Source organism: Rhizobium sp. BG4, from assembly GCF_016864575.1.
Classification (GTDB): Bacteria; Pseudomonadota; Alphaproteobacteria; order Rhizobiales; family Rhizobiaceae; genus Rhizobium.
Genome location: NZ_CP044127.1, coordinates 641,311 through 666,046, shown reverse-complemented (window position 1 = coordinate 666,046; position 24,736 = coordinate 641,311). Strand labels below are relative to the sequence as shown.

Genomic DNA, 24,736 nt, shown 5'->3' with positions numbered 1-24,736 from the left:
TTCACGAATGCCACGCGCTTATCTTTCGGGCAAGTCGAATGTTCGAAGGAGTAGGACCATGACTTCATCCATCCCATTTGGGTTCTCGTCGACCGCCGCTGACGTTCTGGAAGGCGTCGAGCTTGCCGGACGAAATGTCATCGTCACCGGGGGCGCCGCGGGCATCGGGATGGAGACGAGCCGCGCACTCGCGGCGGCAGGCGCGGCTGTAACAATCGCGGCGCGCCGCCCGGACGAGGCCGAGAGAGCTGTCGCCGAGATGAGGCAGGCAATGCCCGCCGCTCGGCTAAGCGTTCGTCGCCTCGACCTCTCCGATCTGTCCTCCGTGCAGGAATTTGCCGAGTCCTGGGACGAACCCCTTCACGTCCTCATCAACAACGCGGGCGTGATGGCCATTCCCGAACTGCAGAGGAGTGCGGAAGGGAGGGAGATGCAGTTCGCCACGAACTATCTGGGGCATTTCGCGTTGACGCTTGGCCTGCGAAAGCATCTGGCCAGCGCGAACGGCGCCCGCGTCGTTTCCGTCGCCTCGACGGGTAACCTGTTTGCACCGGTATTCTGGGATGATCCAGACTTCCGCTTCATTCCCTACGATCCGCTGCTTGCCTACGGGCAGTCGAAGACGGCCTGCATTCTGATGTCCGTTGGTATCAGGCAGGCGTGGGCATGCGACGGAATCACGTCGAACGCCCTCAACCCCGGAGCGATCGCTACCGGCCTCCAGAAGCACACTGGCGGCCTTCGCACACCCGAGCATCTGCGCAAGACGATAGAGCAGGGGGCATCCACGACGGTGTTGCTTGCGGCGTCGCCGCTTGTGGAGGGAATTTCCGGCAAATATTTCGATGACTGCCAGGAAGCCCCTGTCGTCGACGAGCGCGGAGCCTTGCCGTTCAAGGGAGTAGCAAGATACGCGGTTGATGCACAGAACGCTTTCCGTCTTTGGGAGATGGCGACGCGGATGGTCTCGTCGCCGCTGTAGTCGGCGCAGCCTGCCGGACCTTTGCGCAGTCCGGCGGGCCACTTTCTTCCGAGTGCTGCGGGCCAAATCAGGCCTTTGCCGCCACCGGAAGGCGAAACGGCGCGCCGAGGCGGTTGAAGGCGTTCATAGCGGCGATCGCGATCGTCAGATCGACGAGGTCCTTCGGGTCGAAGGCGGCCGCAGCGGCAGCATAGGCCTCGTCCGACGCATGGGTCTGGCTGACATTTGTCACTTCCTCTGCCCAGGCGAGAGCGGCGCGTTCCTTGTCGCTGAACAGGTGAGGCACCTCGTCCCACACGGCAACCAGCGTGATCTTGTCGATGGACATCGTCTTGCGCAGATCGCGGCTGTGCATGTCTATGCAGTGGGCGCAGCCGTTGATCTGGGACACGCGCAGAAAGACGAGGTGGATCAGCTCTGCCGGCAGGTTTGTCTTGGCCGTGACATAGTGGTGGACACCGAAGAGCGCCTTGGCACCCTCGGGGGCGACTTCGGACCAGTTCATGCGGGACATGTTGTTTTCCTTTTTTGAGGACACGGCTTTCCGATCGCCGGAGAAGCCGTCGTTGGTTGATCTGTGGTTTAGCGAATAGGTTCGGAGGACGCTTTACGGCTTGCGCGGCGTCGTCAGGACGGTGTCGCTGGTGTCGACGACGAAGACGGCGAGCAGCTTCGCCGGTTCAGTCTTGCTTGCATTGGCGCTGACGTCGTGCCGGTCTCCGGGCAGCTCGGTGAAGTTCTGACCGGCGGTAAAGGTCTTCGTCTCGCCACCATTCACGGCGCTCTGGATCGCGCCTTCTAGGACCGTGGCATAGATCAGCGCAGACTTCGCATGCGTGTGGGCGGAGCTGTAGCCGCCGGGGCCGTACTCGACGAGGACGCCCTTGAGGCTCTTGCCGGGAACGTCGGGCAGGGGATGCTCGTAGACGAGCGTCACCTTGGCATCCTTCGTATCGTACGCGAGTCCTGGCTTCGCGACATCGTGAGCGGACGCGGTGGCAAGGGTGGCCGCGAGTGCCGCAGCCGCATATGAAATGGTCTTCATGATCGTGCGCTCCTTCTATACCTTAAGCCATTCGGCGACCGTGACGCGGCCCTTGATGTACTCTCCACCTGGAACAAGCGAGCCTTTGGCGACGGGGGCGCCGAAGTAATCGACCGCGGCGTCCGCGGTCACCGGACTGCCGTCGCCCTTCGCATCGAGATACGCCCGAATAAAGGTTTCGAACGGTGCCCGATGCGGTCCGGCAAGATCGACCGTTCCGTTCTTCGGCTGCCCGAGCGCGGCCTCTACCAGAGCGGCGGCGACGTCACTGGCCGCGATCGGCTGAAAGTCGATATCCGGTACCTTGACCACCCCGTCGGCTGCATAGGCGCCAGCCAGGGTTTCGATGAATTCGTGGAACTGCGTTGCCCGGACGATGGTATAGGCCTGACCGGAGGATGCGACCGCCTCTTCCTGTGCCAGCTTGCCGGCCATGTAAGGATTGGCCGCAAGCTGGTCGGCATTAACGATCGAGAGGGCGACGTGATGGCGCACGCCCGCGGCCTGTTCGGCGCTTGTCAGGTTCCGGCTCGACGTCCTGAAAAAGTCGGTGATGACGTCCTTGTCGAAGGAGAGCATGTTCGACACGTCGATGACGGCGTCGGCGCCCGTAAGCGCCGCTTCCAGTCCTTGTCCCGTGTAGGCGTTGATGCCGTTGCGTGAGCTTGCAACGACCGCTTCATGGCCGGCGTCCTGCAGCAGCTTCACTGCCTTCGAGCCGATCAGGCCCGTGCCGCCGATGACGACGACCTTCTTCATCTTGGTCATGGGTGCTTTCTCCTATGACGAGGCGCGATTGCCCGTCTTGCGTTCGTGGAGTTCCAGGAAGGCGCATCCACGGGCGGCGATACCGCCGTCGTCGTCTGCGCCGAGATCCGCCAGAAGGTCTGCGACGGACACCTTGGCGAGTTCTGATCGATAGACCTTCTCGGCCTTCAACATCGCGGCGTTGATCTGGCAGGGCTTGGTAAAGTAGCGCTGCGGAAGAGGGTTCGGCCCACGCTGGCGGATCTCTGCACATCGAAACGCGGGCGCCGGACCTTCAACCGCAAGGACGATGTCGAGCAGGCTGATGTCCTTCGGCGCCTCGGCCAGTCGATAGCCACCCTTCGGGCCGGGCGTCGTCACGACGATCCCGGCGCCGGAGAGCGCCTGCAGGTGCTTCAAGAGGTAGCTTGTGGATACGCCATGCAGTTCCGCCAGGGCTGCCGCCGAAAGCACGCCGTCTTCCGACAGTCCCGCCAGGAACGCCACGCAATGAATTGCCTGTTCGACGCCGTCGCTGAGTTTCATCGCAACCTCCATATCATGGATACAAAATATCCATGATTATTTCGGTCGTCAACCCGCAATGTGTGGACCGTGCATTCGACGCCCCTCGAGAGACCGACTGCAGGTTCTGGGGCGAGACGCCTCGGCCTGCCGCCGATTGCGGCAGCGGAAGAAGGTTCCCGAACATGGTATCAGGCCGCCTTGCTTGCCGGTCCTCGAGTTTCAGTGGCGGGACGCTTCTTCGTGTGATCGGTGTGCTTCTGCTCGCCGTCGCCGGTAGCCACAGAAGACTGAGCGACGGTGGAGGAAGAAGATCCGGGAGAGGGGCCGCAGCAGTGACGGGTTAGCACAAGTTCATATGAAGCTCCGGAGTTCTTGAGCGGCCCGAATTTAGAGTGGGATCGAACGCTCCCTAGCCGAGCGCGTGCTCGATGCGTTCGATATGAAGAGCGTCGATGGACGTCCCGACCTCGATGGCTGAAATCTCCGCTTCGGTCAGGCCGGTGGCGATCGCAAGATCCTCGAGGCTGTATGACCGTGAAATGCGGGCTTCGCGAAGGCGTGAGCCGACCGTCTTGCCGGCATCGTCCAAGGACATTTCGATAGTGAGGGGATCCATATTTTCCTCCGATGTGCTGCAAGCACGGTTTGTCACGTTCGGGCTTCCACAACGGTTTATTCTGAAGATGAGTTGGCGGCCGCAAGCCGGAGCTTGCGGAGGCGCTCGTTCTTCTCTTCGCGGAGACGCCGCTCTTCATCTGCAGCGTCGGCTGCAATCTTGTTCGTGTGTTCGAAGGCCGCCGCGCGCTGTTGCACAGTCAGGGTCTTCCTGATCCTGCTTACCATGACAATCATCCTTGAGGGTTGTCTCATATATGGGGTGATTGAGCGGGTCCTTCAACAGGTTGAGGCCTCCCGTCCACTAGCGTACGGCACGCGTCGTGCAGCTTGCAAAGATGCATTCTCTACACCATCTACAGTGGGCCACCCCATTATCACGTGAGCTTCCGCAGCGGCGTCCGCCGGCGTCTGCGTGACGGCTTGCGCGTGGGGTGAGACGGCCGCTCCCTCTCTTGAGGTCGAGCGCCGTCGGGCTTTTCGAAACCTCCAAGGATCGTCATGTCATCCCTCGACCACCTCGTCATCTTCCTGCACGGCATCGGCGCATCCGGCGCTCAGCTCATGCCGCTGGCCTCCTCCTGGCGCGCCGTTTTACCGAACACCCGGTTCGCTGCCCCGGACGCCCCCATGCATCACTGGCGCGGCCACCAGTGGTTCTCGACGGAAGGCAATCCGCTTGATCCAGCCAAGATCATGGCCGCGCGCGAAGCATTCGACGGACTGATCGACGACGTCGTCCAGCGCGAAGGTTTCGCAGACGCGCACGGCAGGGTCGCCTTCGTCGGCGTCTCGCAGGGTGCCATCGTCGCTCTCGATGCGGTCGGCTCCGGCCGCTGGCAGGTCGGCGCAGTCGTTTCCTTCGCTGGCCTCCTTCCGCCCCAGAAGATATCGTTAGTCAGCCGGCAGACGCCGATCCTCATGGTGCACGGGCAGGCCGACACGACCATCCCATACGCTGCGTCGACGCTTGCGGCGGCACAATTCCGAGCGGCTGGTTTCGACGTCGAGCTCGATGTTGAGCCGGGCGTCGGACATACGATTTCGAGCGCCGGCGCCGCGAAGGCACTATCCTTTCTGCGGAAGTCTCTCGTGTAGGCGAAACACACTACTCCCGACCGTCCTGCCATGACCGATCTTGCAGAGGCGATGTCATTATGCGGAGGTCGAGGACGTGAGATAGACTGCGAACGTGATACTTCCCGCGATATTGCCCCGCCTTCATCAAAGCGTTCGCTAAGATAGTTATTGACTGATCTGTCCGTAACCCGTACTGATACCTCATGGCAAGACCAAGAGAGTTCGACCGCGACGCGGCGTTGGAAGCGGCTTTAAGGGTGTTTTGGGCGAAAGGTTTCGCCGCGACATCCACGGACGATCTGCGCGCAGCGATGGGCATAGGTCGACAGAGCCTTTATGGCGCATTTGGCGACAAGCGGACCCTGTACCTTGAAGCACTTGATGCATACCAGCGTCGGACAACGTCTGGTCATCTCAGACGCCTATCCGAGGGCGATCCGCTCGAAGGTATCGAAAACCTGCTTTCAGGTCTCGTCGCCGAAGATGACCAGGAGCGGGTGCTGGGATGCATGGGCGTCGGATCGGTCGGCGAGTTCGGGGTGACGGACCCGGAACTCAATGCCCGCAGGAAGGTATCCAGCGAACGTCTCTACAGGGGCATTGCCCAAAGGATTGGCGAAGGGCAGGAGCAGGGGAAGATCGATGGAAGCCTCAACCCGGCGGAGGCGGCCTCGTTCGTACTGATGACAATGACCGGCCTCCAGCTGGCGGCACGCGGCGGCGCATCCAGCGCAGAACTGAAGGCAATGGCTCGCTTCGCGACGCGACGCCTCGAAAACTAATCGGTCCCTCTAGCAAGAGGGATTTCTTTTCGCCAGTTATGGATCGACCTGTCAAAAATGGGGAAAATCATGACGATCGAAGAACGCAGAACCGCACTCGTCTTCGGAGGTGCGCGTGGAATTGGAGCAGCAGCCGTACGCAAGCTGGCCGAGGATGGCTTCGCCGTTGCCTTCACCTACGTGTCGCGACCCGACAGCGCATCGGAGCTTGCTTCCTCAATTCGAGGAGGAGGGGGAAATGCTGTCGCCATTCGGGCCGACAGCGCCGATCCCGAAGCGATCCGGGCGGCAGTGAGCAAGGCGGTGGACGAACTGGGCAAACTTGACGCCGTCGTCCTGAACGCCGGGGTCCTTCGCCTTAACACTGTCGATGCGGTCACACTCGAAGAACTGGACCTGATGATTGACGTCAATATCCGGGGCGTTTTCCTCGCAATACAGGCCGCGGTCGCACAGATGAAGGATGGTGGTCGGGTCATCACCATCGGTTCCAATACGGCTGAACGAACCGGATTTCGGGGAAGCAGCGTGTACCAGTTCACGAAGGCGGCAGTCGCGGCCATGGTCAAAGGGCTCGCGCTCGACCTGGCGCCCAGGCGCATCACGGTCAACAACGTCCAGCCCGGTCCGACGAATACCGATATGAATGCCGGGTCGATCGAGTTCCTTGCGGATCGGAGCCCGTTGAAGCGCGTCGCCGATCCGGCGGAAATCGCCGAACTCGTGTCGTACCTTGCCGGCCCTGGTTCTGCCTATATGACCGGCGCAAGCCTTACAATTGATGGAGGATGGATCCTTTGAAGGCGCTTGTGGCGACGGGACGCCAAGGGGCATCGACTTGAACCATAGCCGCAGCGGCGGCTATGGTTCCGGCACGATGGACCGTAGTCTCTCGGCGTCCGGTACGTTCATCATCCTTGAAATCGTCGTGGGGACGCTTCGGCTTTTCGCTCTGCCTGAACGACGCCGCCAGCAATTTAAAGAGATCCGTTCAAGAAATGCCGTAAGCAGTGGGCTGACGGCCGCTCGAAGGTGGTGAAGCGCCGAAGAAGCCGACGCTTCTTTATATCCGATTAGGCGCTGCGTGCCTGTTCTGGATGTCTGCCTTCGCCAAACTCCTCGACGATCTTTGCACAGAATGCTGGCAGGTCATCGGGCTTTCGGCTCGTGACCAGCCCTTGATCGGTCACGACCACCTGGTCAACCCAGGTTGCGCCGGCGTTCTCAATGTCCTTCCGGATCGACGAATAGGACGTGACCGTACGCCCCTTCAGAACGTCCGCTTGCACCAAGAGCCAGGGGCCGTGGCAGATCACACCCACCGGCTTGCCTTGCTCGAAAAAGGATTGCACGAACGAAACGAAATCGCCGTCCGCCCGCAGCTTGTCGGCGCCGACGGTCCCGCCAGGAATCACGAGTCCGTCGAAATCGCTAGCCGACACGTCGTTTACCGCCTTATCCACGGGGTAGCTGCCGCCCGGATCAAGATCGCCGTTGTTGGTCTTGGCCTCGCCGGCCTCGATCCCGACGACCGTGACAGTCGCGCCCGCAGCTTCGACTGCGTCCTTGGGCTGCTTGAATTCGGGTTCCTCGGTGCCGCGTGGTGCAATGAGGATAGCGATCTTCTTCCCTTCTAGGGTCATGGTCATCTCCAGTTGGGATGGGATTGGAACAGGAACGTCGTGATTGTAACCCGCCTGTACCGTAGAAGTTCCGGCCGATATGCCCTCAATTCTGAGGACGGTACGATAGAGGACGGTTTCGGCGCAGAAAGAACCCCTTAAAGCATGTTGTGCCCCGATCTCCTGCAACCCAAGAAGGAGAACGACATTGGTCCGTTGGCAACTAATCCGACATAAAGGATCTACAAAGCTTCTCTACCTCGGACATGATGCGACCGCCGCATAAGATCTCGCATCGAGCGGCTCAATGGCCGGGAAACCGCAAGCCAGATTGCCTCTTCAAGGAAGACCCACCTGCGGCACGTCCAGGTGCACAACGGCATTGGCCGCGAACTAGAAGTCGAAGCTCCGACCCAGGGCGACATGAAGCAGACGTTCACAAGTTGCAAGATCGCGTTCGGCGACATGCTGGGCAACGCCGCCTGGAGGCATCAAAACGAGCGCGGGGCGACACGGTTACCGCCTACGAGCGGGCAATCCGGACGCGCTCCCGGCGTGGTCTGAGCGTGGAAGCGCTGCGAGAAATGAACCTACGCGGTGGGCGCGCTGGGAACTACCTCGTATTAAACGCTGTTCCAATCTTGCCCGTACAACTTTCGTTCATCGCCCGCCTGCTAGGCCGACCCGGGCTCGCACGGCATTCGTCCAACCACTCCGGTCTCCGCCGCAGTCGTCGCCGAGAGGGTTCACCCGTTCCCAACCGGGGAGCATCCCTTTTTATATTCAGCCGCTGCCTGGTGAAACGCTGTCGTCGTTCTTGTCTGGAAGCAAACCGGCGCCAGGCGTCTTGCTCTCGTCCTGTAGGTGCGGCTTGTCGTGAGGGCCGGCTGCCGGGAGATCCGCTGCTTCAGGCGATTTCTTTCCTGTCTCTTCGATGGCCTGCTGGGCCTTTGTATCCTTGTGCATTCGGCACTCCTTTGTTGTGAGGGAAAACCCGCGTGAAGGTTTGGAGTTCCGTGCGAGCCGTAGCGAGACCTTCCTGAAAAGAAAGGACCATAGCCGGCGTGACCTCGCCGGATCCTAGCCGTGGACGACGACTATCTGGCCGGCGACGCCGCGGCAGCGTTACGGGGAGCTGGGGCGGAAGTCCTTTGTCCGTGTCCAAGCGAGGGAGCCGCTGCAACGTTTTTTGGAGAAAGACGCTCGGTCCCACGCCGTGCTCGATCTAGACCTGCGCGGTGGTGGACCCGCTTCGAGATCGCCCGGTCCATGAAGGCGCGCGGCGTCGCGTTTGTTTTCATCACCGGCTACGATCCGGACGTCATCCCACCTGAGTGCGGTGACGTTAAGCGGCTACAAAAGCCATTCCGTTCCGGTTGCTTGCCGAGGCGGTAAGAGAGCTTCAAGCCCTGCTGCGCCGCTGTGCTAACAGTCTGTTCCACCCTTTTGCGCGTCCCAGGCTTCAGGCCAAACAGCATTTCCATGCACCATTCTGGACGCGAATGCGCCAGTCGTTGGCAACGGGAGCGGCACCTCGCAGCCGACTTTGGACAAGCAGGCCCGGGCGCGCCCGGCAACTTCGCAGCGGGCTGTCGGAGTTCTGCTGCTGACCGTTTAGAATGCGGGAGCCATCGACCGCCAATGTCAGCTGATTTAAAGGGCTTCAGGGATTGCCTGTAGTGGCAATGGCATCCTTGTGACGCGGCTTCAGCAAGGCTTTGTCTCATGGACGTCAGTCGTTGTCGCTGTCGCGTGTTCCTCGTGCCAGATCATGCAGCGCCTGTGTGTCTTCGGGGCTGAACTCGGACGAGAGGATCACGCTTAAGAACGCAGCGCGAGCGATTTCTTTCTTCGATGCATCCGGATAGCGCGCTTTAACGGCATCGATCAGCGCCTTGGGCTTCATGCCCGGTACTGCCAATTCGCGTATCGTAGTGGCCATGCCTTCGATCTGACGTAGCTTCTTCTCCCGCATTTCGCCTCCTATTGGTTCTCAGGCGACGGTGTCATACGCGCATCAAAACTAGATGACTGCTGCAGAAAACTGTGTGCGGGTGCCACGACGGGTTTTCCACTGGCTGTCGGATCGAGTTCAAAGGCTAGGAATATCGTGATCAAAGGCTAGGAATATCGTGATCAAGCAACAGCACGGGGGTGCTGGAGAGCGGGATCGGCCATGGCTTGACAGCTGACGAGTTCTTGAAGCGCCTCGAGCGCGATGCCAGGGAACGAATGGTGCGGTAGGTGCCCCACCCCTTCAAGGACCCGAACCGTTGGATTTCCGTGCACGCGTCGAAGCCATTCGATGTGACGGGCAGGCTTGATGATCCGGTCGCCGGATCCGAAGATGATCCGCAGCTCCAAGTCGCTTGGCAATCTGGACAGAGTGGCCATGTCGCGGTTAAAGAGCCTCGCCTCGTTGGCCATTGTCACAATAGCGCTGCTATTGACGAAGCGCTCAGGCGCAAGCGCAGCAAGTTCAGTAGGGACTTCGTTCGGAAAGGCTGACGCTGTCAGCCCCTTCCTTGCGAGCAAGGCCGCGTATCGGGAAAGGACATGTCTACTTATGAAGGTTCCAACGATTGGAGCCGTTGCGATACGCAGGTCGAGCATCGGCTTGTCGTAGATCGGGCTGCAGCAGGGAGAAAGCAGCAGCAGGCGGCGGGCAAGATCGGGCCTTCGCGCGGCAAGATGCACAGCGATTGCGCTTCCAATCGAATGCGCGACGACGACTGCTTCAGTGATCTTCAGACCCTCCAGGACGTCCTCAAGCCAGAACGATTGACCAAGCGGGCCGAGTTCAGGGCCGTCCAGGCTGTCGCTGTAGCCGTAGCCGGGCCGGTCGAGCGCGATAAGACGATGGCTCGTGTCCCGGAAGGGCAGTAAAACTTCCTCGGCGAAACTTCCGCACCCATGAAGCAGAATAACCGGCGCGGCCTCACTCGGTCCAGATTCTAGATAGTGAACGCTTGTACCTTTGAAAGTGCGGAAAAACCTGGATTTGGCGTGCATGCGTGCCTCTGTCGATCTGAGCGCAAAACGCTCCAAAAAGCTTCTTGTTCCGTTGACGGATTGGCCCTTTGCTCAGCCGTTTTCACCGCATCACCGCATCACCGCATCACCGCATCACCGCATCACCGCATCACCAGTGAGCTCGATGTGCTCTCCTGTCATCTTGAGTGCACCTACGCGAAACCATTCTCGGCGTAGCGCGCTTTGGTTTTCTCAGGGGTCATGAACGGCCTCGTGGGCGGGCATCACCTGGGGCCTAGTAGGCCGGCTGGTGGCAAGCTGGCGAACGCCGGCTTTCGGCGCGGACGCCCGGCAAACTTGAGGTCTTGGGCTTAAGCGGGTCGGTTCCTCGGTCGTTACCGGGATTGGCGATATGAGGTGTGGCCCCAGACGATCGACTTCGGCTCCGTCGCCCCGGTGAGGGCTGGGTCAATCGTCGCGAGATGCCAGCTGTGCGTCTAAATTACGATTGCACATTGCAGAAGGCGCTATTAGCTCTTCAAACAGCAGAGAAGTGAAAGAGAAGGGATAACATGAAGCTTCACTTGGCCGCAGCATTCCTACTTTCCTCGACCACACCCTTGATTGCAGGTCCATGGACGGGCCAGGACCTTCATGATGCTTGTCAGCGAACACCAAGCTTCGTGACCGGTTACGTGACTGGATGGGTCGACAAATGGTCGGCGGATAACTTGAGCGGTCTGGAAAGCTCGAAGGTCGATGGCGCAACGAGGCTCTGCTTGAGCCGCAACCTCTCCGCCAATCAAATGACGACAGCTTACTGCCGATATCTCGCTAATCATCAGGATGCGCTGTCGCAAAGCTCAGATGAACTGCTGACAAAGGCTCTGGGCGAAGCATTTCCATGTCAGCAATAATGCACTCTTGCGTTGCTTTTGGCATTTGATGGAGGCTGCTCGCAACGCAGCGGCTTTTCCGCTGCGCCTTCGACCGCTGCGGCAGATTCGGCCACGTTCCAAAACACCTCGCCGGTGACTTTCGGCCGCCAATCTCACCTGCATTTATGCGCCCGATCCTGGCGGCCAAACCCAGCAGTCGCTCTTCGATGAGGTCGGGACTATATCCATCTGGCTACTCGATCGAACCGCCATTACCAGCGAGGATCGGGCCAGTCCGCATTTTCCCAGATGGCGAACGTCGCCGGAGAGATCAGATGTCTATCGCCAGTCTGCGATCGCGTTGGGTGGAAGCGCTCATACATCGGATCGAAACTTGAAAGAAGTTGCGCAAAACCAGCCTTCCTTTGCGCCTTCGTCCATGAGCAGAAGAGGCCTCCCCGACTGTTGATCATGTCGAATACTCCAGGCTGTGCTGGGTCGAGGCGCTTCCAGAGATCTATGAGATGAGCGGCCTGTACTCCGAAATCCTCGCGCAACGCCTCTTCGATAACCGCTTCCAAGGCATAAACTATCGCCTGCGTCTTGGCCGTGTGATCGAGAAATGCGAGAGATTGCCTTAATAGCCTCTGTTGTAGCAGCAGAACCGGCCACAGGATCTGAACGCCGTATCGGGCGCCGATTTCCTCACAATGCTTGGGTGGCAGGATAACCTCACGCTGCCGCTCAAATGCTTTGCGCACGTCATAAGCCAGCCCAAGAAACGATCCTTCCTTGTCTCTCACTACCGGCGATCGCTCGTTTACATCATGGATAACGTGGTGCAGCCAGGTTAGGGACGTGTAGTCGCCGATCAACAGCATGCCGGCGTGATTCTTGAGTAGCCCGTAGGAAAGCATCCGCACTATCCTTTTCAATCATATCTAAATGACCTATCAGTGTGGCCGTGGATGTTAGACCGCGGTCTGATTGGCTCTCGACGAGTTCGACATCCTGATATCGCGTCAAGCAATAACTCTGACAACGCCCCTCAACGAGATCAGGGCGCCGATCATTCCTTGAAGGGTCTTCGACCGGCCACACCCTCAGTTGCCGACATGGCATTCTTCAAGCGTGCCGCGATGCCTCCGGCACATACCTTGCTACGAGAGGTAGTCGAGCAGATCCGCCACTGCGTCGATCACCAGCTTCGGCCGGAAAGGATAGCGTGCAATTTCTGCTCTGTCGGCGATGCCACTAAGGACAAGCACTGTATGTAATCCTGCCTCGATGCCAGCGACGATGTCCGTGTCGATGTGATCGCCAATCATGCCCGTACCTTCCGAATGAACGCCGAATCTGTTGAGCGCGGATCTGAACATCATCGAATTTGGCTTGCCGACGATGTAAGGCTCGCGGCTGAAGACGCCCAATACGGCCGCTGCTATCGCCATGACCCTGCCTTTGTCTCATCGTCGTCAAGGTCAATGAATAGCTCGTCGAAGGCTTTTGGAACTTCGGTTGAATGACTCGGAAATGGTATGTCATCGAATAGCGGCCGCACGCTTTCCATGCGCGATTTCGGAACCAGCATGGGGACGAGATCAAGCGAATCGCAGAATTCGGCAAATAGTGTCAGACGAGCTCTGCCCAGGCGATTGTTGGCAAGTTCACGTTCCAGTTCCGATATGCGGGCACGATTTCGGCCAACTCGCTCAGCCAGTGCTGGTTGGCTCAGCCGACGATTTTTGCGGGCTGCGAGCAGTTGTTTGCCCAATGACTGAAAAAACGGTAGTGATCATTCGGAATTCCGCAACCTATTCCACAAATGGACGGAATTCCGTGCGCGCTCGGCTTGATTGGCTGCGTCCCAGCGCGCGCTGGTAACCTGATCCTCGTTCGCGTAACAAGAGCCAGGCTTCGAACGAGCAGCGCTGGGTGCACGAGGCCGCTCTGGTCGGTTCCGCAGAGCGAGCCGAAGATTGCTGACCGGTCAGCTCTCAGGCGCTGGGGCACGGCCGACGATCTGGTCGAGCCGATCTTGTTCCTGTGCTCGCCGGCTGCGAACTTCGTCACGGGTGTGACCTTGCCTGTCGGTGGCGGTTACAGCGTTGGCTAGCGCCCCAGCACCAGTCGAGGGCAGGACTGCACTCGCGCGGCCTCGCTTCGACGCGTGTGCGATGATAGACCATCATTCGTACGACGCGCCCACATGCAAATCCTGGCAGTTTCGATGAATGATATCTTGCTTCTGTTGTTCGCGGGGATGCTGGCGGGCAGCATGAATGCGTTGGCCGGTGGCGGGTCCTTCGTGTCCCTGCCGGCGCTGATTTCGGTCGGAGTACCGTCGGTCGCAGCCAACGCGACGAGCACATTTTCCCTTTTCCCTGGCGGATTGGCGAGCTCCTGGGTCTATCGCGAAGGGTTCGGCAAAGTCTGCGGTGTGCCGGTCTTGCCGATTGCGCTTGCAACGGTCCTCGGAGGGCTCTGCGGCAGCGTGCTGCTGCTATTGACGCCTTCCAGTGTGTTCGACGCCATCCTTCCCTGGCTGCTGCTGATCGCTACGCTCATGCTGGTTTTCGGGCGCCGCATCAGCGCGGCCTTCCGGAGCCGTGCTTCAGCCCGAACCTCAACCATCGTCCCCGTCCAGTTCCTACTCGGCGTCTATGGCGGCTATTTCGGTGGAGCGGTCGGCCTGATGATGCTGGCAGCCTGGAGTGTCTTCGGCGGAGGAGAGATCAAGGAATTGAACCCGATGCGGATGCTGATGGTCACGGCCGCAAACGCGGTGGCTGTCATCGTTTTCGTCATCGCCGGAGCGATTGCCTGGTCTCAATGCCTGCCTATGTTGATCGGGGCGCTCCTCGGCGGCTGGGTGGGAGCGCATATCGGCCGGAAACTGCCGGCTTCTGTGATCAGGGCTCTTACTATTGTGCTCGCGGTAGCAACAACCACGGTATTCTTTGCCCGGGCGTATTTCGCCTAGATACCTGGATCGGAACCTATTTCAAGAAACCGTCGCGTCCGAATTCTTCCCAGCCTTCCAGTTTCGGCGAATTGGCGTCGGCCGTGGTCTCAGCCTTTTTTGCCTTACTCTTTTTCAGTGATCGGGTCAGCTTCGCCTGATATGCGGCGCGGCGCCGATTTTCGGCTTTGGCAATCGCGTCTTCCTCGCGCCATTCCTCCACTGCACCTCGATCCAGAATGTCCACGACAACCTTCGGATCGAACACGTGAAAGGTGATCCGGCGGGCGCGGCCGTTCAGCCGGACTGTTCGTGTTCCAGCACTCGGTAGCCGGCCGTCCGCCAGCCAACGATGGCGCTCGCTGGTCGTGATCGTCAGGATGTCCTGGATCTCGCGCGGGATGACCGGCAACTGCTCGATGCCGTCGAGCACCTTGCTGACGATAGCCGATACAGCATGGAATTCGTTCTTCTGGCTGGCGGGCATCACGAGGGTGATTTCGCCCGCATCGAGATCAAGCGACTTCTTCACGGCGGCCGGAACCCGTGCCCGGAGTTCCAGAAGAATACCCTTGGCGCGAACCGCTGATCCCATGGTCGCTGCCGACGCGAGCCGCCACGTCTTCAGGAGTTCGACGTCATTCTTCTGTTCTTTTCGCATGGCATTGAAATGGGTTGCTAGCGATCCTTCGTCAACACGTATCGAGAGCGATAACTGAAAGCAACGGTCAAGAGTAATACCTCTGACCTACCGAGTTACGGGATTAGGACATGACGACCGTGACGGCGAAAAGCTAAGAGACCATACCGAAGGGAGTTCGCGGACTGCTTGGGTTTGGACACCGATTCCATGATGGCAAGGACACATGGTGATGCTTTACACCGGTCGATACCAAACTCGGCAACGCTGGAACAGGCATTTGTCGGGTCACTCTGTCACCATCGTCGCTCCTTAGATATCTAGGTGTCGCTGCTGCCAGTCCTTGTATGGCGCCAATAGCTGTCCTGGGAATCGCTCTTCGATCGCGGTTTCAACCATGGCGATCCTGACAAAGACCTCGCTGCTGTCGCGGTCTTTAGAAGGAATGTCTCCGCTTTCGTCTTCGAGCTTCTGCATCAGCACAAAGAGTTCTTCGTCGGTCATCGCGGAAAGCTGGTCCGCGAACGCCGCGGCATCAAAGTCTTGTCCCTCCGCCATTGTCTGCCTGCTCCTTTGTCATCAATGGTTTTGGCGATCGCGGCCTAATCGTTATCCAGTTCGATAGAGACCGGGGCGTGATCGCTGGTGTGCTCCCCGGCGCGCGAGCTTGTCGACGCCGCAGGTTTGTAGTTGTTCCGCAGCGAGGGACTGAGCAGGAAATGGTCAATGCGAGGGCCTGCGTCGCAGGCGACGGCGTTGCGGAAAGCGCCAAAAAAATCGTATGCCGGGAACGTGGAATCCCGGGTCCATGAGCCGCGCTAACCGACGGATGTGGCGAATGCGGACGGAGACGGTCGACATTGTGGAACTCCGTGCACTGACTATGGCCTCGCTCGTCATGCCGCCACTTTCATCATCTTGCCAAGACGTTTGATGGCCTGCTCCAGCGAGCGCTGTCCATCACAATAGTCCTGCCAGGCGATCGTCTTGGACAAGAGCGCCGGTACCGTGCGGATCGTGAAGCGTTTCGGATCGAGATCCGTCTTCACCTGGCTCCAGGTGAGCGGCATCGATACCGTTGCTCCAGGCCGGACGCGTGGCGATAGGGGCGCGACCGCCGTCGCCATGCGATCGTTGCGCAGGTAGTCGAGGAATATACGGCCATTGCGCTGGTTCTTGGCCATCTTGATCAGATAGATGTCGGGGTTGTCGCGTGCCATCTGCAGGCAGACATCGTGTGCGAACGCTTTTGCCTCCGGCCATGTCAGCTTCCTGCCCTTGGCCACGGCAAGCGGGGTGACGACATGCAGACCCTTGCCTCCGGTGGTCTTGCAGAAGCTGACGAGGCCGAGTTCCTCTAGTCGATCGCGCATTTCGCGGGCGGCTTCGACCACGGTGGAGAAGGGTACGTCCGGACCGGGATCAAGGTCGAAGACAAGACGACCGGGAACCTCCGGCTGCCCGGGTTCGCAATTCCAGGGATGCAGCTCAACGCCGCCGATCTGGGCGATGGCGGCGAGGCCCTCGACCCGATCGATCTGCAGATAGGGTTTCTTGTCGCCGAACACCTTGACCAGTTCGAGGAGGTTCGACGTTCCAGGCATTGCGTGCCGCTGGAAGAACTGCTCGGCGCCGATGCCGTCCGGCGTGCGGATGATCGAGCATGGCCGCCCCTTTATATGGTCGATAAGCCATGGGCCGACAGCTTCATAATAGTGGGCGAGATCCTCCTTGGTGACCGGCACCCCGTCATTGGCATCCGGCCACAGGGCCTTGTCCGGGCTGGAGATCATCACGCCCATCACTTCGGCCTTGGCGTTCTTGCCGCGTGCCGGCCTTGATGGCTTTGTCGCGGTCGGCGCCGGGGTCTCTGTCTTCGCCGGCGATGCCGGCATTTCCGCCTCGACTTCGGCTGCGGGTTTATCTTCGCGCAATCCCTTAAAGGCGGCCTGACGGACCAGGCCGTCCGCCGTCCAGCCGGCGAACTGGATCTCGGCGACCAGTTCGGGTTCAACCCAGACGATGTTGGGATCCTTCTTCGGCGCGCCGATGCCGGTGAACGGTGATTTGTCGGTCTCGATCTTCCGAAGCTTCGGCAAGATCGCGTCGACCGTTTTGGCCCCGTAGCCGGTTCCGACCCGGCCGACATAGACGAAGTGGTCACCCCTGAACACGCCGACCAACAATGAGCGGAACTTGCCGTTGGTCTTGGCATAAGCACCGATCACGACTTCATGGCCGGCGCGGCATTTGGACTTCGCCCATGTCTTGGTGCGGCCCGACTCATAGAGAGCATCCGCCTGCTTTGAAACAATGCCTTCCAGCGAGAGCTTGCAAGCCGATTTGAGGACGGCGTCGCCACCGGTTTCGAAATGTTCGACGAAACGCAGGCGTGGGTCCTCACCGGCATCATCAAGCAATTTCTGCAGGTGTTCCTTCCGCTCGGTCAGCGGCAGTTGCCGTAGATCCTCATCACCCTCGAACATGAGGTCGAAGGCGAAGTAGACCAGGGCGTCGGTCTTGCCTTCCGACAGCGCCGCCTGAAGTGCCGCGAAATCTGGCGCCCCGTTTTCGTCGAGGGCGCAGATCTCGCCGTCGATGATGGCATCTGGCAGGTTCGCGGCCGATGTTGCAATCGCCGGATATTTTGCCGTCCAGTCCAGGCCCTTTCTGGTCTTCAGCGTCACCTCGCCGTTTTCGATGCGAGCCTGGATGCGGTAGCCGTCGAACTTGATCTCGTGGACCCAGCCCCCGGCCGAGGGCGGGCGTTCCAGCGTTTCGCAAAGCTGCGGAGGAATGAACTCGGGCATTACGGACTTCGCTGGCTTGGCACCCTTGGCTGCGGCTGATGTCCGTTTAGTTTTGGTTTCGGCTTTGCGTTCTTCAGCGGCAAGGCCGTTGTTGCTGTCCCAGACGGCATCGGCCTGAACGTCGCTACTCTGGACCATGAACGGCTTCGGCTTCCTGCCCTTGCCGGCGGCGATCGCTTCAATGGTTCGGCCGGAGGCGACCGACGTTGCGTTGTCCTCAAGGACTGCAGCACCGTCCTCCTCGACTGAGAAGTCGTCATGATGTTTGATCAGTAGCCAGTTGGTCCGCTTGCCGCCGTCGCGGTCGCTGCGCATTCGCACCAGGACAAAGCTACCGTGAAGCCTCTCGCCCTCCAATGTGAACTTGAAGTCGCCCTTGGCCAGGGCCTGCTCAGGCGTCTTGTTGCCTTCCGGCTCCCAGTAGCCGCGATCCCAGAGCATGACCGTGCCGCCGCCATACTGGCCTTTGGGGATCGTCCCTTCGAAGTCGCCATAGTCCAGCGGGTGGTCTTCAACCTCGACCGCCAGACGCTTGTCGTGCGGATCAAGTGACGGTCCCTTGGTCACCGCCCAGGACTTGAAGACACCGTCGAGCTCGAGCCGCAGATCATAATGCAGGCGCGTCGCATCATGTTTCTGGATCACGAAGCGCCTGCGGTTCGATGCTTTCAGCTTCGCTGCGCCGCTCGGCTCCTGCGTCTTCTGAAAATCGCGCTTCTGCTTGTAGGTCGAGAGCTTGTCGCTTGCCATGGCCGTCCTCGGTACAAATCCGCCTCCCGCCTCGTATGAAGACGGGATGAGGCGCGGGCCAGACAGGTTGGACGCTCGACTGCCGCTTCGTTGGCCGCGATGAGAAACCGGAAAAACCATCGCGTTCGTCATCCCTGTCACGTCCGGTTGACTGAGCACGCGACCTCGACGAGCAAAAGGCAATACATAACGATTTGTTCCGTCGCGTTGGAGAGCGGAGGTGGGCAGACGCGCCATTCGGCCTTGAACAATCGACCGAGGCTCTCTGTTGTTGGTATGCGCCTTGCGCATGACTGCAGTGCAGCAAAGTCTATTTAATAGGCGGCGGGGATCCATATGATGTGTCCATCGAAGCGATGCACCTCCTCCCGCATCGGTTCGATATGCAAGCGCCCTACTCCTCCCAGAGGCGTTTGCGGGAACGGCAACACTCCTCCTCCCAGTTGCTGTTCGGTTATTACTGAAAGCCTGCCGCAACTCCTCCCGCGGCAGGCTTTTTCGTTTAGTCCTGCGACAGCGCGGATGCCGGAGAAGGAGGCGTCGGCAGCTAAAGACATCACACGTTGGGGACGTTTGATTTGCTTTCTCGCGGGGCGAACTTTCTCAACGTAGTTTTCGCCCAGATCAGTTGCTTGAGCTGTCTGGAGCATCAGTTTCACTTCTGTTCTGCCCCATAACTGTCGCCATCCGGGTTGAAGCCCGGAACAACGTCACCAAGCGCTATCTCCACGCGCTTCCCGGCCGCGATATGCTGGAACGGCGTATGGGGGCCGAATGGTTCGTCATCGGTAATGACGAAAGCAAGCCTTTTCTCGTCACCCGATGGCACAGAGCGCCGGCTTGTCGTGTCGCTCGGCACGGTCGAGGACGATCCTCGTCTCCGGCAAGTCGTCGCCGAGGATGCAGATAGGGGTTCTCAACGAGGCTGCGGTCATGGGCAGAGGGCTCTCCATCGCCCATCTCGTCGATGCCAAGCCGGAGATACGCCGCGTCGGCATGAGTGGCAGACCTGCAGGGATCGTCACGTTGCCAGGTATTGCGACGGCGGGCGGATTTCAGGGCCGACCGCGCGACAGCGAAGCATTCTTCGGGTTTACGGCGTTCGCTGCGCCGACCGCGGTCCATCAGCACGATACGGAATGCGGTGGAGCGGAACGCTTCCAACAAGCCGGACGACATCACTGTCGAGCAACGCGTCTACCGCTCGAAGGAATGGACGGAGGTGCCGATCTTTAACGTGCGCCGCAAGGACGTTACGATCGCTGCCCGATATTGCTTGTGGCTACGGAGCCTTCGGAATTCCTCGGGTTCCCTATGCCAACCCGATCCACCTCGCCTGGGTGGAGCAGGGCGGGGTTATGGCAATCGCCGGCATCCGCGGTGGTGGAGAATACGGGGGAGCCTGGCATCGCGCGCCGGAGAGGTCGCGAATAAGCAGAATTCGTTTTACGACTTCATTGCGGCCGGGGGGGTCCTCAAGAAGAGCGGCATCACCTCATCGGATGGTCTCGCGATCCAGGGCGAATCCAACGGGTCTTCTCGTATCGCCGAATAGGATAGGGCTATGCGGCTGCAAAACCGGGCAGGCCCTGTCGGCAGGGCAGGAGGTCTTCCTCATCTGTCTCGAGCCTCGGCCCAGTGCGGATAGGTCACATAAGCCGTCGTCGCGCCTTCGCCCTCAGTCGTGATGGTGACGGATTGACCCTTAGGCATGTAAACAATGTCGCCGGGTCCCGCGGTGACCGTTCCGTCGTTGGTGGATACAGACAGTCGTCCCTCAAGCACGATCATGGTGTCGTCGACGGCCATCGTTTCGGTCAGCGACTGACCGGGTGCGTACCGCCCATAGCCGATCGAGACAGGGCCACCGTTTCTCTCGTCCACCAGGTTTCCGACATAAATGTCGGCATCCTGTCCGGGTGATTTGACGAGTTCCGCGTCCGACATGCTGAACTTTCGGACCTTCATCTACAACCTCCTGCGTTTCCCCATCAAATAGTGCAAACGTTCGTAACGCCAACCTGATCCTATGGAGAAAAGTATGACTGAAAAGACCTGCTCCGCGCCGACGCCCGAACAGCGGAAATACCTTGAGATCCGCAATGCGGCGGAGCGTTCGATGTTAGACAAGGTCTTCAAGGCAATCGACGTCGCGGCTGCCGAGGTCGCAGACGGTTTCAAGGAGGCCGGCCTGGAATTCGGCCCGACCAGCACGGAGTATTTCATGTTCACGGTTCAGCAGGTGACATTCGTCCGCTTGTGCGGCGGCGATCCCGATACGCTGAAAGGCGGCGATCCAGAGCTGGGTCAGCGGGTCGTCAACAATGGCCAAAATATCATCGACAGTTATTGGCGAGAAGGCGGCGGTGCCCAGTAAACCGATCCAGGACGTCGTTATATCGCTCTCCGCTTGAGCAGGACTGGTCGGTCGCTGGCACGGACTTTTAGGAGGCAACAAGCGCTCGCAGCGCCGCCGATTGATGACGGCGGCTTAGGAGATAGAGGTAGAGCGCTTCCATCGGGGAAGACCATGAAGGCAAAACGTGCAGAAAAGTACCCGCGATCGACATGGTCTTTTACCATTGCGCCCTTTGTCTCGGGATCAAATGCGAATGCCGCGCGCCGCTCCCCATCAGCGGCTTCAAAACGGAGCTCTTTCATATTGCCGTAGTTGGTCCCTCAAGGTATCGGCCGACGGCCGACCAAGCTTTGGGCCTTTGTCGGCCAATAGCAACAATGCCGCTCGAACCTCAACTTTCACGTCCCGGTCGGCCGCTTTAAATTCGGCCGCAAAGTCGCGTGCGGCGAACATTCGTGATGGGCCGACATCGAGTGGCCGATCGCGCGTTGGGCGGCTTTAGGGACGAAAGCCCAGCCTTCTCGCCGGGCAATGTCACGACCCGGAAAATCAACCTGATGCAATCTCGATAGAAAGGTGCCATCATCGGCCTGACTTCGCCGGGAGAACGGAGTTGGAGGATAATGCATGATCGGAAACGACGCTGAACTTGTCGATCGGCTGCTGGCGATCTCCAGGGCCTTTGCCGGACACATGGATCCGGGGACAGCGTTTCGCGCAACGGCAGTCGAGATCGGCAGGCTGTTGCCGCACGACCATATCGACGTCGCGATACTTCTGAACGAGGGTCGCAGTCACATCTGTTATGAGACCGGCTGCCAGACGAGTTGGAGCGAACTGGTGCTCAGTCCGCCGCCGGTCGAGCTGAGCCCGGTACGCGCGGTGCTCAGAGGCGAGCTGCCCTTTCTTTTGACCGACGACGCGCTGCACGATCAGCGGTTTCATTTCGTCGGTGCGCTCGACGAACCAATCTTTGCCGCGAAGCTCCGCAGCCGTATCATCGTGCCGTTGCGCGCACGGGGCGACATCATCGGCGCGCTCAACATCAGCCGCCATGAACCGGGCTGCTACACCCCCGCCGATCTGGAGATCGCCCAGCAATGTGCGGAATTCATTGCTCCCTATATCTTCGCCCTGATCCAGAGCGAGGAGGCGCACCGCGCCATGCTGGCCGAAAGCACGGCACGCAATCGCGAGGAACTTTTACGCGTCGGGGCTTCGCGGCTGACCGAAGGCATGGAGCGGGAACGGCGGCGCATTGCGATGGACCTGCACGACCAAACGCTTGCAGACCTGTCCCGGGTGGTGCGTCAGGTGTCGGCGCTTCATCGCCATGGTGTTGCCGGAGCCGGGCAGCTTGCCGAACTCGAGCGGGAAATCGTCAATTGCCTGACGGAACTGCGCCACATCGTCGATGACATGCGGCCGAGCGTCCTCGAACTGTTCGGTCTGCGCGATGCAATAGAGGCGCATCTTAACCGGAGCGTCAGCCGGGCCACACCATCGATTGCAGTGAACATCCATGATACGAGCGGCGGTGCAGCCGATGACCTGCCTGAGCGGACACTGACGGCGATATACCGTATTGCGCAGGAAGCGATCAACAATGCTGTCAAGCACGCAACGCCTGGCTGCATCGAGGTGCGCGTCGAATCGACACCGGCGCTGCTGCGGGTAATCGTTTCCGATGACGGATCGGGCTGTTTCCGCGTCGATCCGCAGGCGAGCGGCGGCATTGGCCATATGCACACGCGCGCCGACCTGATCGGCGCGCGGTTGCGTATCGGCCGCTCCGGCCGTAAGGCCGGCACACGGGTGGCGCTCGAAGTGCCACTTGCCGGCGAATCGGTCTTTGCCGGAACGCTGCCGCCCGAAATCGCGCCAGCTGCGATGGAGAGCCTCTAAATGCTGGTGATGGTCGCTGAAGATGACGGGCTACATCGGGCCTTCGTGCGCAATATCATCGAACACCTCTGGCCCGGCAATGTCGAGGTCATCGAAACCGGCCGCGGTGATGTGGCGATGGATCTCGCCCGTAACCGGGAGCCGCCTTATGTCGTGCTTGATCTGCAGTTGCCGAAGGCAACCGGCATCGAGGTCGCACGCTCGATCTGGCACCGGCGCGCCGATACTCATATTCTTTTCTGGTCGAACTTTGCCGACGAATCCTATGTGCGCGGTGTCGCGCGCATCGTGCCGCCCGGCACGGTCTACGGCTATGTGTTAAAATCGGCCTCGGAGGAGGGCATGCGGTCGGCGTTGCGAGGGGTCTTCGCCGAGGGACACTGCATCATCGACCGGGAAGTCAGAGGCATTCAGCATCGGGTGCAGGATCGGCTGGAAGGGATCACCGACAGCGAATATGAGAGCTTGCTCGACGTCGCGCTCGGGCTGACCGACAAGGCGATCGCCACGCGGCGTGGCCTCTCCACACGCGGTGCGCAGGCGCGCATTCGTCATCTTTACGAAAAGCTTGGCGTCGCCGTGCCCGAGGAGGGCGCGGGTGAGGGCGGTTCTCTGTTCAACTCGAGAACGCGGGCAATTTGCCTCGCGCTCGCGCGCGGCCTTATTAATGCCGATGCGCTGCGGCGGGCCCAGGAAAGCCTTGATGCGTGGCTCGCACAGACCGCAACCCGGAAAGAATAGCGGGTAGACTGTGCGAATACACACTCCGTTCTGCGTCTTCGTGCGTAGCGGGATATTCCGCATCCGTGGCTTACTGTCGGCACAATGATAAGAATGTTGGGAGAACACCTTATGCCCTTCGTCAATATTCAGATACTCAAAGGACATTCTCAGGACCGCAAGAACGAGATCGCGCGGCGTGTCACCGAGGCGGTCAGCGAGGTGGCGGAGCTGCCCAAGGAAGCGATCTGGGTCGTTTTCGAGGATGTTGCCGACACGGATTGGTACGTCGCCGGAAAGACCGTCAAGGCGACCAAGAGCTGAGATATGGCGAAAAGCGCGCGTGATCCCGGTTTTGCGGATGTCGTCGGCGATGGGGCTTTGGAGACGCTGGCAAGCGGGCTCGGCTTCACCGAAGGTCCAGTTTGGCATCCCTACGAAAAATGGCTTGTCTTCAGCGACATGCCTGAGAACCGCATGTATATCCGCCGCCCAACGGCATCATCGAGGATTTCCGGCGGCCGAGCCACAAGGCGAACGGCAATACACTCGACCGGCAAGGACGTCTTCTCACCTGCGAACATGCAACGAGCCGTGTTTCGCGCCTCGAGCGCGACGGTTCGACCAGCATCATTGCCACGCACTACAAGGACAAGGAGCTGAACAGCCCGAACGATATCGTCGTTGCGACGGGCGGAGCGATCTATTTCACCGACCCAACGTTCGGGCGCATGGAATATTACGGCGTGCCGCGGCCGCAGGATCTCGCCTTTCAAGGCGTGTATCGGGTCGACCCCGACGGTTCGAACCTGACCCTGCTTATCGACGATTTCGCCCAGCCGAATGGACTTTGTTTTTCCCTTGATGAATCGCGTCTCTTCATCAACGACACGGAGCGCCAGCATATCCGCGTCTTCAACATCTCGCCGCGGGGCGAGCTGTCGGGAGGCGCCGTGTGGGCCGAGACCAAAGGTGAGGAACCGGGCGCGCCCGATGGCATGAAGATCGATAGCTGCGGCAATATCTATTGCTGCGGACCGGGCGGCATCCACGTCTTTGACCCGTCTGGCCATACGCTCGGCATCATCCGCACGCCGGAGCCGACGGCCAACTTTGCCTTCGGAGACGATGACTTGAAAAGCCTTTATATTACTGCTTCGAGTTCGCTGCATAGACTGAGGGTGCGCGTGCCGGGGTTGAGACTGTTCTGAAGTCCGGGAAACCGGCTAGCAGGAATGGCCGTCGATGGAGGATCGGCGCCACGGATGCCTCGGCATCCGGATGACGGTTGCCGGAGGGCCGGAACCGGGGGAAGAGCCTTTCGCTCAATGCGAACAA

General features: G+C 59.9%; 28 protein-coding genes and 2 pseudogenes. 13 read left to right on the top strand and 17 right to left on the bottom strand.

What is annotated here, in order from left to right; translation table 11 throughout:
- Positions 1–58 precede the first annotated feature (58 nt).
- Positions 59–982 carry an SDR family NAD(P)-dependent oxidoreductase gene (locus F2982_RS30880; protein WP_203431334.1) on the top strand — a complete coding sequence of 308 codons (924 nt, stop codon included), beginning with the start codon at positions 59–61 and terminating at the stop codon, positions 980–982.
- A gap of 67 nt (positions 983–1,049) precedes the next feature.
- Here the strand turns inward: F2982_RS30880 and F2982_RS30875 are convergent, their stop codons facing one another.
- The 5 genes from F2982_RS30875 to F2982_RS30855 all read right to left on the bottom strand — a co-directional run bounded on the left by F2982_RS30875 (position 1,050) and on the right by F2982_RS30855 (position 3,918).
- The gene (locus tag F2982_RS30875; protein ID WP_112717055.1) at positions 1,050–1,496 is read right to left on the bottom strand and encodes a carboxymuconolactone decarboxylase family protein; all 447 of its coding nucleotides are present in this window, start codon (positions 1,494–1,496) and stop codon (positions 1,050–1,052) included.
- Between the two features lie 93 nt (positions 1,497–1,589).
- Positions 1,590–2,027 carry a cupin domain-containing protein gene (locus F2982_RS30870; protein WP_203431333.1) on the bottom strand — a complete coding sequence of 146 codons (438 nt, stop codon included), beginning with the start codon at positions 2,025–2,027 and terminating at the stop codon, positions 1,590–1,592.
- A gap of 15 nt (positions 2,028–2,042) precedes the next feature.
- Positions 2,043–2,795 (bottom strand): SDR family oxidoreductase, encoded by a 753-nt coding sequence (locus tag F2982_RS30865; RefSeq protein WP_203431332.1) that lies wholly within the window; start codon positions 2,793–2,795, stop codon positions 2,043–2,045.
- Between the two features lie 12 nt (positions 2,796–2,807).
- Positions 2,808–3,320, bottom strand: a complete 513-nt coding sequence (locus F2982_RS30860) for an Rrf2 family transcriptional regulator (protein WP_203431331.1) — start codon at positions 3,318–3,320, stop codon at positions 2,808–2,810.
- Between the two features lie 391 nt (positions 3,321–3,711).
- Complete coding sequence (locus F2982_RS30855; RefSeq protein ID WP_348652537.1) at positions 3,712–3,918, bottom strand: helix-turn-helix transcriptional regulator; 207 nt, start codon at positions 3,916–3,918, stop codon at positions 3,712–3,714.
- Positions 3,919–4,418: 500 nt separating this feature from the next.
- Between F2982_RS30855 and F2982_RS30850 the strand changes: the two genes are divergently transcribed.
- From F2982_RS30850 to F2982_RS30840, 3 genes are all read left to right on the top strand, one after another.
- Complete coding sequence (locus tag F2982_RS30850; protein ID WP_203431330.1) at positions 4,419–5,015, top strand: dienelactone hydrolase family protein; 597 nt, start codon at positions 4,419–4,421, stop codon at positions 5,013–5,015.
- A 185-nt stretch (positions 5,016–5,200) separates the two neighbouring features.
- The gene (locus F2982_RS30845) at positions 5,201–5,779 is read left to right on the top strand and encodes a TetR/AcrR family transcriptional regulator (RefSeq protein WP_203431329.1); all 579 of its coding nucleotides are present in this window, start codon (positions 5,201–5,203) and stop codon (positions 5,777–5,779) included.
- 69 nt (positions 5,780–5,848) lie between these two features.
- Entirely contained in the window at positions 5,849–6,580 is a 732-nt protein-coding gene (locus F2982_RS30840; protein ID WP_203431328.1) for an SDR family oxidoreductase, read from the top strand.
- A 272-nt stretch (positions 6,581–6,852) separates the two neighbouring features.
- Here the strand turns inward: F2982_RS30840 and F2982_RS30835 are convergent, their stop codons facing one another.
- From F2982_RS30835 to F2982_RS30820, 4 genes are all read right to left on the bottom strand, one after another.
- Positions 6,853–7,422: a type 1 glutamine amidotransferase domain-containing protein gene (locus tag F2982_RS30835; RefSeq protein ID WP_203431327.1), complete on the bottom strand. Its 570-nt coding sequence runs from the start codon at positions 7,420–7,422 to the stop codon at positions 6,853–6,855.
- Positions 7,423–8,184: 762 nt separating this feature from the next.
- Positions 8,185–8,367, bottom strand: coding sequence for a hypothetical protein (locus tag F2982_RS30830; protein ID WP_112717033.1), 183 nt, complete (start codon positions 8,365–8,367; stop codon positions 8,185–8,187).
- A gap of 766 nt (positions 8,368–9,133) precedes the next feature.
- On the bottom strand, positions 9,134–9,376 hold the full coding sequence (locus tag F2982_RS30825) for a hypothetical protein (protein WP_112717031.1): 243 nt from the start codon (positions 9,374–9,376) through the stop codon (positions 9,134–9,136).
- 161 nt (positions 9,377–9,537) lie between these two features.
- Positions 9,538–10,413 (bottom strand): alpha/beta hydrolase, encoded by an 876-nt coding sequence (locus tag F2982_RS30820; protein WP_203431326.1) that lies wholly within the window; start codon positions 10,411–10,413, stop codon positions 9,538–9,540.
- 533 nt (positions 10,414–10,946) lie between these two features.
- On the opposite strand from F2982_RS30820, the gene F2982_RS30815 reads away from it, so the two are divergent.
- Positions 10,947–11,291, top strand: coding sequence for a Rap1a/Tai family immunity protein (locus F2982_RS30815; protein WP_130279705.1), 345 nt, complete (start codon positions 10,947–10,949; stop codon positions 11,289–11,291).
- Positions 11,292–11,524: 233 nt separating this feature from the next.
- Here the strand turns inward: F2982_RS30815 and F2982_RS30810 are convergent, their stop codons facing one another.
- Positions 11,525–12,169 (bottom strand): hypothetical protein, encoded by a 645-nt coding sequence (locus tag F2982_RS30810; protein ID WP_203431325.1) that lies wholly within the window; start codon positions 12,167–12,169, stop codon positions 11,525–11,527.
- Positions 12,170–12,412: 243 nt separating this feature from the next.
- A pseudogene (locus F2982_RS30805) lies at positions 12,413–12,667 on the bottom strand (HAD hydrolase-like protein); the annotation flags it as partial.
- Between the two features lie 524 nt (positions 12,668–13,191).
- Here F2982_RS30805 and F2982_RS31985 point away from each other — a divergent pair.
- Positions 13,192–13,368: pseudogene (locus F2982_RS31985) on the top strand (SDR family oxidoreductase); the annotation flags it as partial.
- 114 nt (positions 13,369–13,482) lie between these two features.
- Positions 13,483–14,235, top strand: coding sequence for a sulfite exporter TauE/SafE family protein (locus F2982_RS30790; RefSeq protein ID WP_203431321.1), 753 nt, complete (start codon positions 13,483–13,485; stop codon positions 14,233–14,235).
- Between the two features lie 16 nt (positions 14,236–14,251).
- On the opposite strand, the gene F2982_RS30785 is transcribed toward F2982_RS30790, so the two are convergent.
- The 5 genes from F2982_RS30785 to F2982_RS30765 form a co-directional block, all read right to left on the bottom strand.
- Positions 14,252–14,875: a hypothetical protein gene (locus tag F2982_RS30785; RefSeq protein WP_203431320.1), complete on the bottom strand. Its 624-nt coding sequence runs from the start codon at positions 14,873–14,875 to the stop codon at positions 14,252–14,254.
- A gap of 291 nt (positions 14,876–15,166) precedes the next feature.
- On the bottom strand, positions 15,167–15,412 hold the full coding sequence (locus F2982_RS30780; protein WP_203431319.1) for a hypothetical protein: 246 nt from the start codon (positions 15,410–15,412) through the stop codon (positions 15,167–15,169).
- Positions 15,413–15,750: 338 nt separating this feature from the next.
- Positions 15,751–18,414: a DNA ligase D gene (gene ligD, locus F2982_RS30775; RefSeq protein WP_203431643.1), complete on the bottom strand. Its 2,664-nt coding sequence runs from the start codon at positions 18,412–18,414 to the stop codon at positions 15,751–15,753.
- A gap of 314 nt (positions 18,415–18,728) precedes the next feature.
- Positions 18,729–19,064: a hypothetical protein gene (locus F2982_RS30770; protein ID WP_203431318.1), complete on the bottom strand. Its 336-nt coding sequence runs from the start codon at positions 19,062–19,064 to the stop codon at positions 18,729–18,731.
- A 5-nt stretch (positions 19,065–19,069) separates the two neighbouring features.
- The gene (locus F2982_RS30765; protein ID WP_203431317.1) at positions 19,070–19,273 is read right to left on the bottom strand and encodes a hypothetical protein; all 204 of its coding nucleotides are present in this window, start codon (positions 19,271–19,273) and stop codon (positions 19,070–19,072) included.
- Between F2982_RS30765 and F2982_RS31980 the strand changes: the two genes are divergently transcribed.
- A complete protein-coding gene (locus F2982_RS31980) occupies positions 19,237–19,650 on the top strand; it encodes a hypothetical protein (protein ID WP_348652536.1) in 414 nt (137 codons plus the stop codon). The genes F2982_RS30765 and F2982_RS31980 overlap by 37 nt on opposite strands.
- A gap of 378 nt (positions 19,651–20,028) precedes the next feature.
- Here the strand turns inward: F2982_RS31980 and F2982_RS30755 are convergent, their stop codons facing one another.
- Complete coding sequence (locus tag F2982_RS30755) at positions 20,029–20,382, bottom strand: cupin domain-containing protein (protein WP_203431315.1); 354 nt, start codon at positions 20,380–20,382, stop codon at positions 20,029–20,031.
- Between the two features lie 73 nt (positions 20,383–20,455).
- Here F2982_RS30755 and F2982_RS30750 point away from each other — a divergent pair, with 73 nt between their 5' ends.
- The 5 genes from F2982_RS30750 (at position 20,456) to F2982_RS30730 (ending at position 24,609) form a co-directional block, all read left to right on the top strand.
- Positions 20,456–20,791, top strand: a complete 336-nt coding sequence (locus tag F2982_RS30750; protein ID WP_203431314.1) for a hypothetical protein — start codon at positions 20,456–20,458, stop codon at positions 20,789–20,791.
- Positions 20,792–21,400: 609 nt separating this feature from the next.
- A complete protein-coding gene (locus F2982_RS30745) occupies positions 21,401–22,678 on the top strand; it encodes a GAF domain-containing protein (protein WP_203431313.1) in 1,278 nt (425 codons plus the stop codon).
- Positions 22,679–23,419, top strand: coding sequence for a response regulator transcription factor (locus tag F2982_RS30740; RefSeq protein WP_130279693.1), 741 nt, complete (start codon positions 22,679–22,681; stop codon positions 23,417–23,419).
- 111 nt (positions 23,420–23,530) lie between these two features.
- Positions 23,531–23,722, top strand: coding sequence for a 4-oxalocrotonate tautomerase family protein (locus F2982_RS30735; protein WP_112716998.1), 192 nt, complete (start codon positions 23,531–23,533; stop codon positions 23,720–23,722).
- A gap of 176 nt (positions 23,723–23,898) precedes the next feature.
- Positions 23,899–24,609 (top strand): SMP-30/gluconolactonase/LRE family protein, encoded by a 711-nt coding sequence (locus F2982_RS30730; RefSeq protein ID WP_348652549.1) that lies wholly within the window; start codon positions 23,899–23,901, stop codon positions 24,607–24,609.
- The last annotated feature ends 127 nt before the right edge of the window (positions 24,610–24,736 follow it).

What these genes read in the sequence shown, in the direction of transcription:
- F2982_RS30780 (WP_203431319.1), bottom strand. Translation starts at nt 15,412, where the DNA reads ATGGCGGAGGGACAAGACTTTGATGCCGCGGCGTTCGCGGACCAGCTT.
- F2982_RS30745 (WP_203431313.1), top strand. Translation starts at nt 21,401, where the DNA reads ATGATCGGAAACGACGCTGAACTTGTCGATCGGCTGCTGGCGATCTCC.
- F2982_RS30880 (WP_203431334.1), top strand. Translation starts at nt 59, where the DNA reads ATGACTTCATCCATCCCATTTGGGTTCTCGTCGACCGCCGCTGACGTT.
- F2982_RS30785 (WP_203431320.1), bottom strand. Translation starts at nt 14,875, where the DNA reads ATGCGAAAAGAACAGAAGAATGACGTCGAACTCCTGAAGACGTGGCGG.
- F2982_RS30875 (WP_112717055.1), bottom strand. Translation starts at nt 1,496, where the DNA reads ATGTCCCGCATGAACTGGTCCGAAGTCGCCCCCGAGGGTGCCAAGGCG.
- F2982_RS30810 (WP_203431325.1), bottom strand. Translation starts at nt 12,169, where the DNA reads ATGCTTTCCTACGGGCTACTCAAGAATCACGCCGGCATGCTGTTGATC.
- F2982_RS30770 (WP_203431318.1), bottom strand. Translation starts at nt 19,064, where the DNA reads ATGCTCCAGACAGCTCAAGCAACTGATCTGGGCGAAAACTACGTTGAG.
- F2982_RS30840 (WP_203431328.1), top strand. Translation starts at nt 5,849, where the DNA reads ATGACGATCGAAGAACGCAGAACCGCACTCGTCTTCGGAGGTGCGCGT.
- F2982_RS30790 (WP_203431321.1), top strand. Translation starts at nt 13,483, where the DNA reads ATGAATGATATCTTGCTTCTGTTGTTCGCGGGGATGCTGGCGGGCAGC.
- F2982_RS31980 (WP_348652536.1), top strand. Translation starts at nt 19,237, where the DNA reads ATGGCACAGAGCGCCGGCTTGTCGTGTCGCTCGGCACGGTCGAGGACG.
- F2982_RS30735 (WP_112716998.1), top strand. Translation starts at nt 23,531, where the DNA reads ATGCCCTTCGTCAATATTCAGATACTCAAAGGACATTCTCAGGACCGC.
- F2982_RS30850 (WP_203431330.1), top strand. Translation starts at nt 4,419, where the DNA reads ATGTCATCCCTCGACCACCTCGTCATCTTCCTGCACGGCATCGGCGCA.
- F2982_RS30855 (WP_348652537.1), bottom strand. Translation starts at nt 3,918, where the DNA reads ATGGATCCCCTCACTATCGAAATGTCCTTGGACGATGCCGGCAAGACG.
- F2982_RS30830 (WP_112717033.1), bottom strand. Translation starts at nt 8,367, where the DNA reads ATGCACAAGGATACAAAGGCCCAGCAGGCCATCGAAGAGACAGGAAAG.
- F2982_RS30755 (WP_203431315.1), bottom strand. Translation starts at nt 20,382, where the DNA reads ATGAAGGTCCGAAAGTTCAGCATGTCGGACGCGGAACTCGTCAAATCA.
- ligD (WP_203431643.1), bottom strand. Translation starts at nt 18,414, where the DNA reads ATGGCAAGCGACAAGCTCTCGACCTACAAGCAGAAGCGCGATTTTCAG.
- F2982_RS30865 (WP_203431332.1), bottom strand. Translation starts at nt 2,795, where the DNA reads ATGACCAAGATGAAGAAGGTCGTCGTCATCGGCGGCACGGGCCTGATC.
- F2982_RS30750 (WP_203431314.1), top strand. Translation starts at nt 20,456, where the DNA reads ATGACTGAAAAGACCTGCTCCGCGCCGACGCCCGAACAGCGGAAATAC.
- F2982_RS30870 (WP_203431333.1), bottom strand. Translation starts at nt 2,027, where the DNA reads ATGAAGACCATTTCATATGCGGCTGCGGCACTCGCGGCCACCCTTGCC.
- F2982_RS30740 (WP_130279693.1), top strand. Translation starts at nt 22,679, where the DNA reads ATGCTGGTGATGGTCGCTGAAGATGACGGGCTACATCGGGCCTTCGTG.
- F2982_RS30835 (WP_203431327.1), bottom strand. Translation starts at nt 7,422, where the DNA reads ATGACCCTAGAAGGGAAGAAGATCGCTATCCTCATTGCACCACGCGGC.
- F2982_RS30820 (WP_203431326.1), bottom strand. Translation starts at nt 10,413, where the DNA reads ATGCACGCCAAATCCAGGTTTTTCCGCACTTTCAAAGGTACAAGCGTT.
- F2982_RS30845 (WP_203431329.1), top strand. Translation starts at nt 5,201, where the DNA reads ATGGCAAGACCAAGAGAGTTCGACCGCGACGCGGCGTTGGAAGCGGCT.
- F2982_RS30815 (WP_130279705.1), top strand. Translation starts at nt 10,947, where the DNA reads ATGAAGCTTCACTTGGCCGCAGCATTCCTACTTTCCTCGACCACACCC.
- F2982_RS30860 (WP_203431331.1), bottom strand. Translation starts at nt 3,320, where the DNA reads ATGAAACTCAGCGACGGCGTCGAACAGGCAATTCATTGCGTGGCGTTC.
- F2982_RS30825 (WP_112717031.1), bottom strand. Translation starts at nt 9,376, where the DNA reads ATGCGGGAGAAGAAGCTACGTCAGATCGAAGGCATGGCCACTACGATA.